The following is a 14,559-nucleotide window of genomic DNA, read 5'->3' as shown; positions in this document are numbered from 1 at the left end:
TTTTATTTGTGCAAATTAAAGACTTGTAATAAATGCTTATTGAATAAAAAGTAAAAATCATTTTTTTTAAGAATATGATAATTATCATACTTATTTATTGATAATTCAAATATTTTTATAGTATTAAATTTTGATTGTCATGGAAGCTAAAAAGAATCCACAATTGGAAATAGGTCGCAATAGCGGTTTGTATTTTGCTATTGGTCTCAATTTAATGCTATTATTAACATGGAGATCTTTAGAATACAAAACATATGAGAAAGATAATATTGCTTTGGAAATTCTAAATGTAGAAGCAGAAGTAGAAGAAGAAATACCAATAGTAAATATAAATACGCCGCCACCTCCACCGCCGCCACCTCCTGCAATAATTCAAGAGTCAATACAGATTGTTGAAGATGAAGAAGAGGTAGTAGAAACTGTTTTTGAAAGCACTGAAACAGATCAAAATGATGCTATTCAAGATGTTGATATTGTTGGTGTTGGTGATGTTAATGTAGAAGAAGTATATGAAGATGTAGAAGTTGCTTTTGCTATTATTGAAAATGTACCAGTTTATCCTGGTTGCGAAGGATTGTCTAGGCAAGCAACAAAAGATTGTTTTCAGAAAAAGGTACAAGAGCATGTTGTAAAACATTTTAATTACCCACAATCTGCTCTAGATTTAGGTATACAAGGACGCGTGTCAGTTGTTTTTGTCATAGGTTCAGATGGTGTTACAACCAATGTGCGTTCTAGAGGGCCAGATAGAATTTTAGAAAAAGAAGCAGAGCGTATAATAAAGTTATTACCAAAAATGAAACCAGGGAAACAGCGTGGTAGAGCTGTAAAAGTAGCTTACGCAGTACCTATATTTTTTAAATATCAAGAAGGATAATATTTTGTAATTAGTAATTAGTTTTAAACCGAAAAAATCAAGGAGCCTCCCACTGCTTCTTGATTTTTTTTATGCTTTAAAATTAGATGTTTCAAAGTTGTTACATTTCATCCTAAAAAAATAACAGTTGGGTCATTCACTTTTTATAAACATGTAGTTACGTTAGATATTTGTTTCATAATTAAAACAGAAATAAAATGAAACATGTAATTATTATTGCAACATTATTAGTGTCAGTATTAACAACTGCTCAAACTAATTATGAAAAAGGAATGCAAAAAGCTTTCGAATTATGGGGAAGCAATCCAATTGAAGCAGCAAATTTATTTGAACGTATTGCTAAAGCAGAACCAGATGATTGGTTACCACCGTATTATGCGGCGCAGGTTAATATTGTGAGTAGTTTTGGAGAAAAAGACGAAAAAAGACTATCTGAAAAGCTTAAAAAAGCACAAGATTTAATTAACGATGCCACAGCAATTTCAAAAGATAACCCAGAGATTATGGTAATGCAAGCCTTATTGCATACTGCATGGGTAGCTTATGATGGCGCTACTTATGGTATGACATTATCAGGAAAAGTTGTTGAACTTTACACTAAAGCAGCACAAATAGCTCCAGAAAACCCAAGAGTGGTTTATTGTAAAGCAGAGTGGGATATGGGAGGAGCAAAATATTTTGGACAAGACACCACACCATTTTGTAAAGATTTAGAACGTGCCATAGAACTTTTTGCTAACTTTAAACCAGAAACACCATTTCATCCAAATTGGGGAAAAGAACGTGCTGTGCAAGTTTTGGAATCTTGTGGAAAATAAAACAAAAAACATTAAAAATATATTATGACAAAATCAGCTAAAAATATCATCATTACTTTTATAATTGGTTGTGCTGTATTTGTTATTGGTAATTTATTTTATGAAGGGTTTAATTTCAATAGTATAAATGAAGCTGTGGTTAATTTTATGTTTTATCAGCTATATGCTTTTGTGTTAGGGTATTCAAATATGACTTTTTTCGACTTCATGAATAAGCGTAAATGGAAAAAAGAAGATACTATAAAGCGTACAGTTATTGGAATTGTTAGTTCAACGGTTATCACATTAATTGGTTTGTTTTTCCTAAGAATGTTAACAGAGATTTTAATGAATGGTAAAACATTTGTAGATTTTATAGCTAATGAAAAAATCTCAAATTATCAATTCGGATTATGGATAACCTTAACAATTGTAATTATTTTTCATTTTGTTTATTTTTATAATAAGTATCAGCAAAATAAAATAAAAGAACAAAAGGTAATAGCAGGAACAGCAAATGCCAAGTTTGATGCTTTAAAAAATCAGTTAGATCCACATTTTTTATTCAATAGTTTAAACGTACTAACCAGCTTAATTGAAGAAAATCCAGATAATGCTCAACGGTTTACAACGTCATTGTCTAAAGTGTATCGTTATGTTTTAGAACAAAAAAATAAAGAATTAGTTACGGTAGACGAGGAGCTTAAATTTGCAAAAACTTATATGTCTTTACTAAAAATGCGGTTTGAAGATAGTATTGTGTTTACCATGCCCGAAAAAGCATCAAACCCAGAAAGTAAAGTGGTGCCATTATCATTGCAATTACTTTTAGAGAATGCTGTAAAACATAATATAGTAACAGCCAATAGTCCTTTGCATATTAAGATTTACGAAGATGATGGTAGCTTAGTTGTAGAAAATAATTTGCAACCCAAACAAATAGTAAAAAAGAGTAGCGGTGTAGGTTTAAGTAATATTATGCAACGTTATAATTTGTTAACCAATAGAAAAATAGATATAAATAAAGAAGCAAAAAGGTTTGCAGTAGCCATACCCATGCTAACCAAACAAATATCAGTTATAAGACCAGAATCAGAATCAATAATAGACGATAGTTATTTGCGTGCACGTAATCATGTAGACGAACTAAAAGGATTTTATTACAGTTTAATATCGTATTGTTTAGTTATTCCTTTTTTAATATTCATTAATTATAAAACCTCATGGGACTTTCATTGGTTTTGGTTTCCTATGGCAGGTTGGGGATTGGGGTTAATCATTCAAGGCTTTAGAGTGTTTGTTAACGATAAAGCATTTGGAAGACGTTGGGAAGAAAAAAAGATAAAAGAGTTCATGCAGGACGAGGAAGAAGATCGTTGGAACTAAAGAATTAGAAATTATGGAAAGATTACCAAATAAAGAAACAGATACTAAATACCTAAGAGCTAGAAAGAGGTTAGACGATTTAAAAGGGTTTTATTCTAATCTAGCATCCTATTGCTTAGTTATTCCTTTTTTAATATTTATTAATTACAAAACCTCATGGGGCTTTCAGTGGTTTTGGTTTCCGTTAGCCGGTTGGGGGTTAGGATTAAGCATTCATGCCTACCACATATTTGTAAACAATGGTGTTTTAGGACGTAAATGGGAAGAGCGCAAGTTGCGAGAGTTTATGAATCAAGAAGAAAAAGAGCGTTGGAATTAAATTGACACATCATGAAAAATTCAGATTATAATAATAAATCAAGTCAGTATCATAAAGAAAGCGCTTATTTAAGAGCCCAACAACGGCTTAAAGATATTAAAGGATTCTATTGGCATGCCTTCTGGTATGTAGTCGTAAATATTTTCATTATTGTAATGATTGTAAAGAATTCTGGAGGGGATATCTGGAATTTTGGTGTCTTTGCAACACCCATTTTTTGGGGAATAGGTTTGGGTTTTCATGCTATAATGGTATTTGGTAAAAGCCTATTTTTTAGTAAATCGTGGGAAAATAGAAAGATTCAAGAATTCATGGAAAACGAAAAAGAAAGCGAAAAACATAAATTTGAATAGTCTTATGAAAACTTCAAACGAAAAAAACGAAAGCTATATAAAAGCTAAAGAAAAAGTAAAAAGTATTCAAATTTTTTATATTCACTTAGTGGGTTATATCATTATAGTAATGCTCCTTTTGTTTAATATATATATCGCAGCTGGCCCGTACAGAAACTTTTTTGTGTGGTTCGATATTTGGGTTATAGTAGCGTGGACAGTCTTTATAATATTACATGGTCGTAACGTTTTTAAAGGAAAAAGAATTTTTAATAAAAGTTGGGAAGAACGAAAAATTAAAGAACATATAGAAAAGCAACAAAAAAATAAATAATATAATTTGGGCGTTACCTTTATCCTGAATTAAGTTCAGGATAAAGGTCGGGCTTTCCGCTATATCTTTTGTTTTGTCATTCCTGCGAAGGCAGGAATCTATAATAAAGTTAGGAACTTGTTTTTAAAGTTCGTTTTATTTAAAAAGAAAACAAAAGGATGCCGCATCAATCCCTAACGCGCTATCAGCCAAGTAAAAGTAAATCATAAAAAAACAAATCAACCAATGAAGGTCATAATTATAGAAGACGAAAAACCATCAGCACGCCGGTTACAGCGTATGCTTCAAAGTTTAGATTTAAAAGCAGAAGTCATGTTGCATTCCGTTGAAGAATCTATTAATTGGTTTCAAAATAACGAACACCCCGATTTAATATTTCTAGACATTCAATTAAGCGATGGTTTATCGTTCGAAATTTTTGAAACCATAGATATTAAATCCGCTATTATTTTCACCACAGCTTACGATGAATATGCGCTTCAAGCCTTCAAATTAAATAGCATCGATTATTTATTAAAACCAATTGATGAAGACGATTTAGCAACCGCTGTAGAAAAATACAAAGCACGCACACCTCAAAAACAAGCCGTTACTCTAGATTTTAACGACATAAAAAAGCTACTAGTAAACCCAATAGATCGTGCTTATAAAAAACGTTTTTCTGTAAAAGTAGGACAGCACCTAAAACTTATAAATATAGATGATATCGAGTGTTTTTATAGCGAAAACAAAGGTACTTATTTGTATACATCAGAAGCTAGGAACTATTTGTTAGATACCACGCTCGAGTTATTAGAAAACGAATTAGAGCCACAAACCTTTTTCCGTATTAACCGAAAATTCTTTGTAAATATAAATGCTATAAAAGATATGGTAAGTTATACCAATTCGCGTTTACAAATAAAACTAAAAACATATAACGATCAAGACGTTATTGTAGCTCGCGAACGTGTAAAAGATTTTAAAGTTTGGTTGGAGTAGAGTGTTTTTTTGATGAGGTTTGTTTAACGTTTATGTATGATATTAGTGGAGCGTTTAAGTACTAATTTAGTAAGCTAGAACTAGCCATTAATTTTATACTTTGTTACCTAATGCTTTATTCAGAACGTAGGAAATGTTAACTTTTAATATATTGTATTTCAAAACTGTTTTCCTAAGATATAAATCTTATCTGATTCCTAACTTTTATTATTGTATTTGTTGTTCCTTTTCAGCAATATATTTTTCACTTTTCTTAATAATATCCTTGATTGATTTTTCAGAATTTTTAGTTAATGTTTTCAACGAATTACTGAATAAAGAATAACTCACATTAGAACAAATATAGTCTCGGTCTTCTAATTTTTTACAATGGAAATGAATTCGACAAAATTGTTTAATGTTTTCATTTAAATCTGATATATCAATGTATATTGATAAAAAATTATTTATTCTAAATCTATAGATTGAACTATGATAGTAGAAAAGAATGTTCCTGTTTTCAATCAGACTCTTAAAATGTTCATTTTCAGTAATTTTTCCATTACCATACTTTTCAGATATTAGTTCATAAATTTTTTTCCTTCTTTTAGATGTTACTTTATGATAATATACTTCTTCAAAATAGATGTTTATAAGAGTAAAAAGTAATGGGAATACTATAGTATATATATTGACTTTCCCTATCCCAAATGATAAAATTCCAACAAGTATTAAAAACACAACTAAATGCATTATTAGACTTCCTTTTTCAATCTTTATTTTCAAATTATCGTCTAGTTTTTTAGTGTTAGGTAATGACGTAGATATGAAATCGTTTTAATGATTTATATCATACGTTAAACGAAGTTAGCTATTTTTTTCTGACAAAGTTAAGTGTGTTTAGTTTCTTTATAACATTTGTGTCTAATAAAACTTCAATTTTAATAAGGAATCAGTTCAATCGATTTATAATAAGTTTCAGCATATTCAGATTGTAAAAGAATTTTTCCTTCTGATTCCGAAAGACTCGTAGCCCAATTTACAAGATGTCCGTTTACATAATGTTCAGATTCGTTCCCGTTACAAATAACTTCAATGGTATTCCATTCGCCTTTTGGGTTTTCGAAATTTTCAGTTCTAATAATATGTTTCATATTCCAGCTTATTTCAGATTTGTTTGGAGAGTCTGCTGTTGTGCCATCAACACACCAATAATCGCCACAATCGCCTTCTTGTATCTGGCACTCAATAGATTTTGGCCATATTTTATCTTTCTCTCCTTTAGCAAAATGATAAAGAATACCATTATCACGTTTCATGTTTTCGCGTGGTGGGTATCTTTTGTCTCCCCATTTAAAAACAGCTTTTAGATAATAATTTGAATACGATTTTTCTGTGCCTATATACCCAAGTTGTTTGCCTTCTATACGAAGTAAATTATTTTTAACACTAAAATTATGTTCTGGGTCTTTGTTTATTCCAATAGAATCTAAATACGTATACCAGCCTTCTAAATTTTCCTGATTAAAAAGTTTTATAACATTCGTTTCTCGAATCCAAATATTTCTAAAAGAGACAGGGCATCCATGGTCTTGTAATAAAAGTGGTAATTGAAAATTGTGTTTTTTATAGGTAGGCTGTCCTGTATATACTGCGTCTCCTTTTATCTCAACATGATTTTGTATAATAATACCATTATGTAAAACTGTAATGTAAGCAGGCGTTTTTAACGTACTGTCCATATTAAATCTAGGAGCTGTATAAATGATATCGTAAGTTTGCCATGTCCCAGGTTTCTTTGAAGCATTCACCTTTGGAATATGCTGTTTGTAAATTGCTCCTGCTTGCCCGTTAGAATAAGTCGTGTTATCGTAACTATCTAATATTTGAACTTCGTATTTCTCTTGAAAATAGACGCCACTGTTTCCTCTGTTTTGTCCTTTGCCTTTAATTTCTGTAGGAGTTCGCCATTCTAAATGTAATTGGCAATCGGCAAATTTTCTTTTGGTTTTAATAGAGTCGCTTCCTGGTAATATGGTTAGTATGTTATTTTCAATATTCCATGCTGGTTTCTCTCCTGTTTCACTTGTCCATTCGTCAAGATTTGAACCATCAAAAAGAATGATAGCATCAGATGGCGCTTTTTGATTGTCTCCTGGTGTAACAGTTTTAGGTGCAGGTGACCAAGTTTCTGTAAGTTTTGGGTCGAGTTGAGAATAAACACTATTCCAAGTAAATAAGCATAGGGTGATAAGAGGTAATATAATATGTTTCATTTTGGTTTAGTTTAGTTAAGCGAAGTTCTAGATTTGTTTCTAGCTATTCTCGATATCGCTAATATGATGCTCTAATGCTTTTACAGAAATTTGTATTTCTCGTATTAATAAGGCTAGCGAAATAATTAATAAGATAAGTGCTAAACCAAAGGCCCAAACAGCTATAGTATTCTGTTCAATATAAATTAAAAACATGGTTAGTACACAAAGTAGTAAACTTGTAATTCCGAAAATTTGCATAGACCTTGTTAAGTATAGCCTTTGTTTAATGTTTTGTATTTGGGCTATTAATACTTTCTCTTTGTTTTTTTTGTATTTACTGTGGAGATCTCTAATAACAGCAGCATAGGCTAAAAACCTGTTGGTATAAGCAAGCATAATTAAAGAGATGGCAGAAAATAAAAGGGCAGGAGTAGTAAGGGTAAGTTGTTCCATGAAATTTAGTTTTACACAAAACCACTAAGTTAGATAATAATTGAAGAATAACAATTTGGAATTTGATGATTTTATACCTTATATTTAAACCATGCAAGAAGATTTCTTACATTATATATGGAGGCATAAAAAATTTCAAACTACCAATTTAAAAACGGAAGCAGGAGAATCTGTTTTGTTAACTTCAGTAGGGCAACATAATTTAAATGCAGGTCCCGATTTTTTTAATGCTCAATTAAAAATAGGAAACCAACTTTGGGCAGGTAATGTAGAAATTCATATAAAATCATCCGATTGGTTTTTACATAATCATGAGCAAGACAAAGCTTATGATAATGTGATTTTACATGTGGTTTGGGAGCATGATACCGAGGTTTTTAGAAAAGATAATACAGTAATGCCAACTTTAGAATTAAAGTATTTAGTAGATGTAGAAGTTTTACATAATTATGAAAATCTATTTAGTAAGCATGATAAATGGATTAATTGTGAAAATGATTTTGCTACCATAGATAGTTTTGTTTTAAATAATTGGATGGAGCGCCTATATTTTGAACGTTTAGAGCGAAAAGCAAAAACAATAGAAGTTCTTTTAAAAGATTCTAAAAACGATTGGGAAGCAGTATTATTTAAAATGCTAACTAAAAATTTCGGACTTAAAGTAAACGGAGAATCGTTTTTTAGTTTGTCGCAATCTATAGATTTTTCAATTATTAGAAAAATACAATCTAAACAAGAAAGTTTGGAAGCTTTAATGTTTGGACAAGCTGGATTGTTGGAAAAAGATATTCAAAATGGATATTATCAAAATTTAGTTAAGGAGTATGAATTTTTGAAACAGAAATTCACTTTAGATAACACTCAAGTATTGCCTTTACATTTCTTTAGATTGCGACCATCAAATTTTCCAACTATTAGATTGTCTCAATTATCAGGGTTGTATAATAAACATCAAAACCTATTTTCAAAAATTATTGAGACAAATAAAATAGATGATTTTTATGGGTTGTTTAAAGTTACAACTTCAGCGTTTTGGGAAACACATTATACCTTTCAAAAAGAATCAAAAGCATCAAAAAAGACACTTTCAAAATCGTTTGTAGATTTATTATTAATTAACACCATACTTCCTGTAAAGTTTTGTTATGCTAAACAAAAAGGAGAAGACGTAGATGAAGATATTCTAAATTTAGCATCACTTATTACTTCAGAAAAGAATAGTATTATAGAGGCTTTTAATAATTTGAAGAAAGTATCAAAATCATCTTTAGAATCACAAGCACTTATTCAACTTAAAAACGAATATTGTAATAAAAACAAATGTTTAAAATGTGCTATTGGTAATGCTTTTATTTCAAGAAATATCTAAAATTAAGGTTTAAAAATTATCAAACTAACAGAAATGGTTAAACACTTAGTCATATCAAATTTTATAGTTAAATTGCAACATGAACAGTATTTATAAACCATTATTGTTTTTTCAAAAGCATGGCTATTATGTTTGCCAGCGTATTGCAGATAGATTAGGCATTAGAGCTAAAGTTGTTAGAACTTCTTTTATGTACTTAACCTTTGTAACAGTAGGTTTTGGTTTTGCCTTGTATTTATTTTTAGCTTTTTGGATGCGTATAAAAGATTTAATATATACTAAACGATCATCAGTTTTCGATTTGTAATATATGACTAACACGGTAATAAAATTTTTTAGAACAAAAATATATACAGCCATATTCTTATTGGTTGTTATTTTGTTGATTGGGGTTACTGGTTATAAAATGATATCTGATTATTCTTGGGTTGATGCGGTTTATATGACCGTTATAACGGTTACTACAGTTGGGTTTGGAGAAGTTGTTCCGCTTGACGATCAATCTAAGATTTTCACAGTTTTTTTAATACTAGCCAGCGTTGTTATAGTAGGTTATGCGCTTTCTACAATTACTGAGTACATTTTAAGTAAAGATCATATTGAAGAATTAAAACATAAAAAGATGCAAAAAAAGATAGATAGTTTTAAAAATCATGTCGTTGTTTGCGGTTATGGTAGAAATGGAAAACAAACAGTAAGAAAACTATTAGCGCATAATCAATCCTTTGTTGTTATAGAAAAGAATAAGGATATGGAAGAACGTTTGCAGTTTGATGATGTGCCTTATGTAATAGGAAATGCAAATGAAGATGAAGTCTTAATTCAAGCTGGAGTAGATAGGGCATCTAATTTTATTTCGGCGTTACCTAATGATGCTGATAATTTATTCGTAGTACTTTCTACTAGACAAATTAATAAAGACATAAATATTATTAGTAGAGCATCAAATGAATCTTCTTATGATAAGTTAAAATTTGCAGGAGCTAATAATGTGATTTTACCAGATAATATTGGTGGCGATCATATGGCTTCTTTAGTAGTTGTTCCAGGTTTAATGGAGTTTATTGATAATTTATCAATTGTAGGGAAATCAAATATTAATATAGAGGAAGTTGCTGTTGAAAAATTATACAGCAAACAATCATTAAAAACTATTAAAGATTTAGATCTTCGGAAGAAAACAGGCTGTACTGTAATAGGTTATAAAGATGAAAATGGTGAATATATTGTAAATCCAGAAGCAGAATTAGAGTTAGCTCCTAATTCTAAAATTATTGTTTTAGGTAGACCCGAACAAATTGATGCTCTTAATTCCGAATACAATATTGAGTAGAGATTATGTATTTTTAACAATAGAAGTTTTAAAAAACGATTTTTTTTTAGCATCTTGCCGACTTTTAATAAGAATCTTTCAATAGAATTAACTAATCTAACTAAAACTTTCATTTATGAAGAAATATCTTTTTTCGATATTCACATTAATTTCACCAGTATTAATATTTGCTCAACAAGCAACAGAAGAAGTTGGGCTAGATCAAAAAATAGATCAGGCATTTTCGCCAATAGCAGATTTTTTTGAAAGTATTATTTTCTTTCCTGTTTATCAAGGAGAAACTATAACAATTCCTTTTGTATTAGTATTATTAGTAGGTAGTGCATTGTTTTTTACCATTTATTTTGGTTTTCCAAATATTAGATTTTTTGGAAAAGCGGTTAATGTTGTAAGAGGTAAATATGATGATGTCGATCATGCAGTTTCAGAAGAAATGTATGGGGATTCTACACCTGGAGGTGATGCTATCGAGACAATTAGAGACGAAAGTAAAGAAGGTGAAGTAAGTCACTTTCAAGCTTTAGCAACAGCAGTTTCTGGAACTGTTGGTAATGGAAATATTGCGGGTGTTGCTTTAGCTATTGCACTTGGTGGACCAGGAGCAACTTTTTGGATGATTATTTGTGGTTTATTAGCAATGTCAACAAAATTTGTAGAATGTACATTAGGTGTTCAATATAGAGATGTAGGAGAAGATGGTACTGTTTATGGTGGTCCAATGTATTATATTAGTAAAGGACTAAAAGAAAAAGGGTTTGCTTTAGTTGGAAAAATAGCAGCTGTTCTTTTTGCTGTTTTCTGTATTGGAGGATCTTTTGGTGGAGGTAATGCTGCTCAATCAAATCAAGCAACAATTGTTTTAAAAGAATTATTAGGATTGGAAAGTTCTAGTGCAGGTGCAATTATTGGGTTGATTTTAGCTGTTCTAGTGGGAATTATTATTATTGGAGGTATTAAACGTATTGCGCAAGTAACAGAAAAAGTAGTACCATTTATGGCTGTAATGTATGTGGCTGCTTGTTTATATATTATCTTTAGTAACTTCAGTTTAATAGATGATGCTTTGGGTTTAATTTTAAAAGAAGCCTTTAATCCAACAGCTTTTGGTGTAGGTTCTATAATTGGTGTGTTATTAGTAGGTTTTAAACGTGCAGCATTCTCTAATGAAGCTGGAGCGGGATCTGCTTCTATTGCGCATTCAGCAGTAAAAACTAAATATTCTGCATCTGAAGGTTTAGTTGCTTTATTAGAGCCATTTATTGATACTGTTGTTATTTGTACAATGACTGCTTTAGTAATTGTAATTTTTAACTTTTCTGGAGCATTTGAATATGGAGGAGATGGTTCTGGAGCAATATTTATTGATGGTGTAGCGTATGAAGGCGCAGGTATTACTTCTCAAGCTTTTGCTCAATATATTCCTTATTCTAATGTGTTTTTAACAATTGCAGTGGTATTGTTTGCTGTGTCTACTATGATTTCATGGTCTTATTATGGCTTACAATCTTGGAAGTTTTTATTCGGAAGAGGAAAGACTGCTGATTTAATTTATAAAATATTATTCTTAACATTTATTGTTATTGGTGCTGCAGCTAGTATGGGATCAATCTGGAAGTTCTCTGATGCTATGATTTTTGCTATGATATTTCCAAATATGGTAGGATTGTTTTTATTATTCCCGGTAGTTAAAAAGCAATTAACTAGATATTTAGATGCTATAAAAGAAGCGAAAGCATAAATAATTAAAATAAAAATATATGAAATCCCATTTCACGTTTTCTAAAGAACAGCGAAATGGGATTTTTTTATTAATACTCATCATTGTTTCATTACAATGTGTTTATTTTTATGTCGACTTTTCATCAGAAGATGTTCAAGTAAATAAAGATGAATTAGCAGTATACGTCAAAGAAATCGATTCTCTTAAATTAATTGAAATTGAAAAATCGAAGCCTAAAATATATTCTTTTAATCCAAATTATATAACAGATTATAAAGGTGTAAATTTAGGAATGAGCAATGAGGAGATTGATAGATTATTAGTATATAGAAAGCAAAACAAATGGATAAACTCAGCTAAACAATTTCAAGAAGTAACTAAAGTATCAGATTCGCTTTTAAATACAATAGCTTCATTTTTTAAATTTCCAGAATGGGTTACAAGTTTTAAACCAAGAAAAGCTTCAATTTCTAGTTTTGATAATAAACAGAAAACTTTCGAGCAAAAACAAGATTTAAATACAGCTACTGCACAACAACTTCAAAAAGTAAATGGTATTGGAAAAGTACTTTCTAATCGTATTGTAAAATTTAGAAATAAATTTGTTGGAGGTTTTATAGATGATGTGCAATTGAATGATGTATACGGATTGACTCCAGAAGTATTAGAACACCTCACAAAATTGTTTACGGTAAAAACACCACGGCAAATTCAAAAAATAACGCTTAATACGGCAACTGTAGATCAATTGGTAACAATTCAGCATATAGATTATGATGTAGCATACAAAATCATAGAACAACGTCAATTAAAGGAAGGATATAAATCCTTAGATGAATTAATAAAAGTTAAAGACTTCCCTGTAAATAAAATCGAGATAATTAAATTATATTTGTCGCTCGATTAAAAAAAAGATGCAAATGAATAGTATGTACTTCACAGAAGAACATAACCTTTTTAGAAAAAGTCTTCAAGATTTTTTAAAAAAGGAAGTGGTTCCAAATATTGATGCTTGGGAAAAAACAGGAACTATAGATCGTTTTATTTGGAAGAAGTTTGGAGATATGGGGTTTTTCGGAATCAACTATCCTGAAACTTATGGAGGTTCAAACTTAGATTTGTTTTATACTATTATTTTGCAAGAAGAACTTCAGAAAATAAATTCTGGAGGTTTTGCTGCTGCAATATGGGCACATGTGTATTTAGCAATGACGCATCTTAAAGCTGAAGGTGATGAAGCTATTAAGCAAAAATATTTAGTACCTAGTATTGCAGGAGATAAAATAGGCTGTTTGTGTATAAGTGAGCCGTCTGGAGGAAGTGATGTAGCTGGTATGAGAACAAGAGCAGTTAAAGAAGGTGATTATTATGTTGTAAATGGTTCTAAAACATTTATAACAAATGGTGTTTATAGCGATTATTTAGTAGTTGCTGCTAAAACAAGCCCTGAACTTGGTAATAAAGGTATGAGTATTTTTGTTGTAGATAGAGATACAGAAGGTATTTCGGCAACAAAATTAGATAAGTTAGGATGGAGAGCTTCAGATACTGCCGAAATTGCTTTTGATAATGTAAAGATTCCAGCTAGTAATTTGTTAGGAGAGGAAAATCATGGATTTGCTTATATCATGCAGCATTTTTCTTTAGAACGATTAGTTATGGGGGTTAATGCACATGCTAGAGCCGAATATGCTTTAGAGTATGCTTTAAATTATATGTCAGAACGTACAGCTTTTGGTAAAGAATTAAATAAATATCAAGCATTAAGACATAAGTTTGTTGATTTGTATGCAGATATGGAAATTTGTAAAGAGTATAATTATTCTGTTACTAATAAATTGAACAAAGGTGAATACGTCGTTAAAGAAGCTACTATATCTAAGTTGAAGTCGACTAAAATGGCAGATGAGGTTATATATGAATGTATGCAGTTTTTAGGAGGTTATGGTTATATGGAAGAATATCCTATGGCAAGATTGTTAAGAGATAGTAGGTTAGGGCCTATAGGTGGCGGAACATCAGAAATATTACGAGAAATATTATCAAAAATGATAATCGATAAAAAAGAGTATAAGCCAGCAACTTAAATATTTTTACAATCAGAATTTGAAATTCAAAAATATTTATATATTTGCAGCCTGAAAATTTAAAAGAGAGGAGGTTATGACACTATGTTAGTAATACCAATTAAAGAAGGAGAAAATATAGATAGAGCGTTAAAGCGTTTTAAAAGAAAGTTCGATAGAACTCAAACTAAACGTCAGCTTCAAACTCGTAAACAATTTATAAAGCCTTCAGTAAAACGTAGAGCGCTAATACAAAAAGCACAATATGTACAAGGCTTAAAAGATGCAGAAAATATTTAATCTGTTCTTAGTAAAGTAAATATTTAAATCCCGCATTTTGCGGGATTTTTTTTGC

17 protein-coding genes are annotated in these 14,559 nt (G+C 30.4%); 14 read left to right on the top strand and 3 right to left on the bottom strand.

All coding sequences use genetic code 11. The features are described from left to right. Positions 1 to 139: 139 nt before the first annotated feature. The 7 genes from ACH5TX_RS11515 (at position 140) to ACH5TX_RS11485 (ending at position 5,026) form a co-directional block, all read left to right on the top strand. The gene (locus tag ACH5TX_RS11515) at positions 140 to 877 is read left to right on the top strand and encodes an energy transducer TonB (RefSeq protein WP_439339648.1); all 738 of its coding nucleotides are present in this window, start codon (positions 140 to 142) and stop codon (positions 875 to 877) included. Positions 878 to 1,074: 197 nt separating this feature from the next. Next, positions 1,075 to 1,695 (top strand): tetratricopeptide repeat protein, encoded by a 621-nt coding sequence (locus tag ACH5TX_RS11510; protein WP_439339647.1) that lies wholly within the window; start codon positions 1,075 to 1,077, stop codon positions 1,693 to 1,695. A 24-nt stretch (positions 1,696 to 1,719) separates the two neighbouring features. Then, the gene (locus ACH5TX_RS11505; RefSeq protein WP_439339646.1) at positions 1,720 to 3,060 is read left to right on the top strand and encodes a 2TM domain-containing protein; all 1,341 of its coding nucleotides are present in this window, start codon (positions 1,720 to 1,722) and stop codon (positions 3,058 to 3,060) included. A gap of 13 nt (positions 3,061 to 3,073) precedes the next feature. After that, the gene (locus ACH5TX_RS11500) at positions 3,074 to 3,379 is read left to right on the top strand and encodes a 2TM domain-containing protein (protein WP_439339645.1); all 306 of its coding nucleotides are present in this window, start codon (positions 3,074 to 3,076) and stop codon (positions 3,377 to 3,379) included. 11 nt (positions 3,380 to 3,390) lie between these two features. Continuing rightward, positions 3,391 to 3,732 carry a 2TM domain-containing protein gene (locus tag ACH5TX_RS11495; RefSeq protein ID WP_439339644.1) on the top strand — a complete coding sequence of 114 codons (342 nt, stop codon included), beginning with the start codon at positions 3,391 to 3,393 and terminating at the stop codon, positions 3,730 to 3,732. A 4-nt stretch (positions 3,733 to 3,736) separates the two neighbouring features. After that, complete coding sequence (locus ACH5TX_RS11490) at positions 3,737 to 4,045, top strand: 2TM domain-containing protein (RefSeq protein ID WP_439339643.1); 309 nt, start codon at positions 3,737 to 3,739, stop codon at positions 4,043 to 4,045. A gap of 225 nt (positions 4,046 to 4,270) precedes the next feature. Then, entirely contained in the window at positions 4,271 to 5,026 is a 756-nt protein-coding gene (locus tag ACH5TX_RS11485; RefSeq protein WP_439339642.1) for a LytR/AlgR family response regulator transcription factor, read from the top strand. Positions 5,027 to 5,233: 207 nt separating this feature from the next. Here ACH5TX_RS11485 and ACH5TX_RS11480 read toward each other — a convergent pair whose 3' ends face one another. The 3 genes from ACH5TX_RS11480 to ACH5TX_RS11470 form a co-directional block, all read right to left on the bottom strand. Further along, a complete protein-coding gene (locus ACH5TX_RS11480) occupies positions 5,234 to 5,791 on the bottom strand; it encodes a hypothetical protein (RefSeq protein ID WP_439339641.1) in 558 nt (185 codons plus the stop codon). Between the two features lie 155 nt (positions 5,792 to 5,946). Next, complete coding sequence (locus tag ACH5TX_RS11475) at positions 5,947 to 7,281, bottom strand: 3-keto-disaccharide hydrolase (RefSeq protein WP_439339640.1); 1,335 nt, start codon at positions 7,279 to 7,281, stop codon at positions 5,947 to 5,949. Positions 7,282 to 7,320: 39 nt separating this feature from the next. Then, the gene (locus tag ACH5TX_RS11470) at positions 7,321 to 7,716 is read right to left on the bottom strand and encodes a DUF2721 domain-containing protein (RefSeq protein ID WP_439339639.1); all 396 of its coding nucleotides are present in this window, start codon (positions 7,714 to 7,716) and stop codon (positions 7,321 to 7,323) included. A gap of 91 nt (positions 7,717 to 7,807) precedes the next feature. Here ACH5TX_RS11470 and ACH5TX_RS11465 point away from each other — a divergent pair, with 91 nt between their 5' ends. The 7 genes from ACH5TX_RS11465 to rpsU all read left to right on the top strand — a co-directional run bounded on the left by ACH5TX_RS11465 (position 7,808) and on the right by rpsU (position 14,504). Next, positions 7,808 to 9,085 carry a DUF2851 family protein gene (locus ACH5TX_RS11465; RefSeq protein WP_439339638.1) on the top strand — a complete coding sequence of 426 codons (1,278 nt, stop codon included), beginning with the start codon at positions 7,808 to 7,810 and terminating at the stop codon, positions 9,083 to 9,085. 79 nt (positions 9,086 to 9,164) lie between these two features. Next, positions 9,165 to 9,392 (top strand): PspC domain-containing protein, encoded by a 228-nt coding sequence (locus tag ACH5TX_RS11460; RefSeq protein ID WP_439339637.1) that lies wholly within the window; start codon positions 9,165 to 9,167, stop codon positions 9,390 to 9,392. 3 nt (positions 9,393 to 9,395) lie between these two features. Further along, entirely contained in the window at positions 9,396 to 10,418 is a 1,023-nt protein-coding gene (locus ACH5TX_RS11455; protein ID WP_439339636.1) for a potassium channel family protein, read from the top strand. Between the two features lie 115 nt (positions 10,419 to 10,533). Further along, a complete protein-coding gene (locus ACH5TX_RS11450; RefSeq protein WP_439339635.1) occupies positions 10,534 to 12,156 on the top strand; it encodes an alanine/glycine:cation symporter family protein in 1,623 nt (540 codons plus the stop codon). A gap of 19 nt (positions 12,157 to 12,175) precedes the next feature. Beyond that, a complete protein-coding gene (locus ACH5TX_RS11445; protein ID WP_439339634.1) occupies positions 12,176 to 13,045 on the top strand; it encodes a ComEA family DNA-binding protein in 870 nt (289 codons plus the stop codon). Between the two features lie 13 nt (positions 13,046 to 13,058). Next, complete coding sequence (locus tag ACH5TX_RS11440) at positions 13,059 to 14,225, top strand: acyl-CoA dehydrogenase family protein (protein WP_439339633.1); 1,167 nt, start codon at positions 13,059 to 13,061, stop codon at positions 14,223 to 14,225. 84 nt (positions 14,226 to 14,309) lie between these two features. Next, on the top strand, positions 14,310 to 14,504 hold the full coding sequence (gene rpsU, locus ACH5TX_RS11435; RefSeq protein ID WP_439339632.1) for a 30S ribosomal protein S21: 195 nt from the start codon (positions 14,310 to 14,312) through the stop codon (positions 14,502 to 14,504). Positions 14,505 to 14,559: the final 55 nt, after the last annotated feature.

It is taken from the genome of Thalassobellus citreus (assembly GCF_044385915.1).
Lineage (GTDB): Bacteria > Bacteroidota > Bacteroidia > Flavobacteriales > Flavobacteriaceae > Thalassobellus > Thalassobellus citreus.
Note: the sequence above shows the minus strand (reverse complement) of the source record. Positions and strands in the feature narration are given on the sequence as shown.

Bases quoted from the DNA above. Each gene is read 5' to 3' on its own strand.
- ACH5TX_RS11475 (WP_439339640.1), bottom strand. From the start codon at position 7,281: ATGAAACATATTATATTACCTCTTATCACCCTATGCTTATTTACTTGG.
- ACH5TX_RS11490 (WP_439339643.1), top strand. From the start codon at position 3,737: ATGAAAACTTCAAACGAAAAAAACGAAAGCTATATAAAAGCTAAAGAA.
- ACH5TX_RS11445 (WP_439339634.1), top strand. From the start codon at position 12,176: ATGAAATCCCATTTCACGTTTTCTAAAGAACAGCGAAATGGGATTTTT.
- ACH5TX_RS11470 (WP_439339639.1), bottom strand. From the start codon at position 7,716: ATGGAACAACTTACCCTTACTACTCCTGCCCTTTTATTTTCTGCCATC.
- ACH5TX_RS11505 (WP_439339646.1), top strand. From the start codon at position 1,720: ATGACAAAATCAGCTAAAAATATCATCATTACTTTTATAATTGGTTGT.
- ACH5TX_RS11510 (WP_439339647.1), top strand. From the start codon at position 1,075: ATGAAACATGTAATTATTATTGCAACATTATTAGTGTCAGTATTAACA.
- ACH5TX_RS11455 (WP_439339636.1), top strand. From the start codon at position 9,396: ATGACTAACACGGTAATAAAATTTTTTAGAACAAAAATATATACAGCC.
- ACH5TX_RS11515 (WP_439339648.1), top strand. From the start codon at position 140: ATGGAAGCTAAAAAGAATCCACAATTGGAAATAGGTCGCAATAGCGGT.
- ACH5TX_RS11495 (WP_439339644.1), top strand. From the start codon at position 3,391: ATGAAAAATTCAGATTATAATAATAAATCAAGTCAGTATCATAAAGAA.
- ACH5TX_RS11465 (WP_439339638.1), top strand. From the start codon at position 7,808: ATGCAAGAAGATTTCTTACATTATATATGGAGGCATAAAAAATTTCAA.
- ACH5TX_RS11500 (WP_439339645.1), top strand. From the start codon at position 3,074: ATGGAAAGATTACCAAATAAAGAAACAGATACTAAATACCTAAGAGCT.
- ACH5TX_RS11440 (WP_439339633.1), top strand. From the start codon at position 13,059: ATGAATAGTATGTACTTCACAGAAGAACATAACCTTTTTAGAAAAAGT.
- ACH5TX_RS11460 (WP_439339637.1), top strand. From the start codon at position 9,165: ATGAACAGTATTTATAAACCATTATTGTTTTTTCAAAAGCATGGCTAT.
- ACH5TX_RS11450 (WP_439339635.1), top strand. From the start codon at position 10,534: ATGAAGAAATATCTTTTTTCGATATTCACATTAATTTCACCAGTATTA.
- ACH5TX_RS11485 (WP_439339642.1), top strand. From the start codon at position 4,271: ATGAAGGTCATAATTATAGAAGACGAAAAACCATCAGCACGCCGGTTA.
- rpsU (WP_439339632.1), top strand. From the start codon at position 14,310: ATGTTAGTAATACCAATTAAAGAAGGAGAAAATATAGATAGAGCGTTA.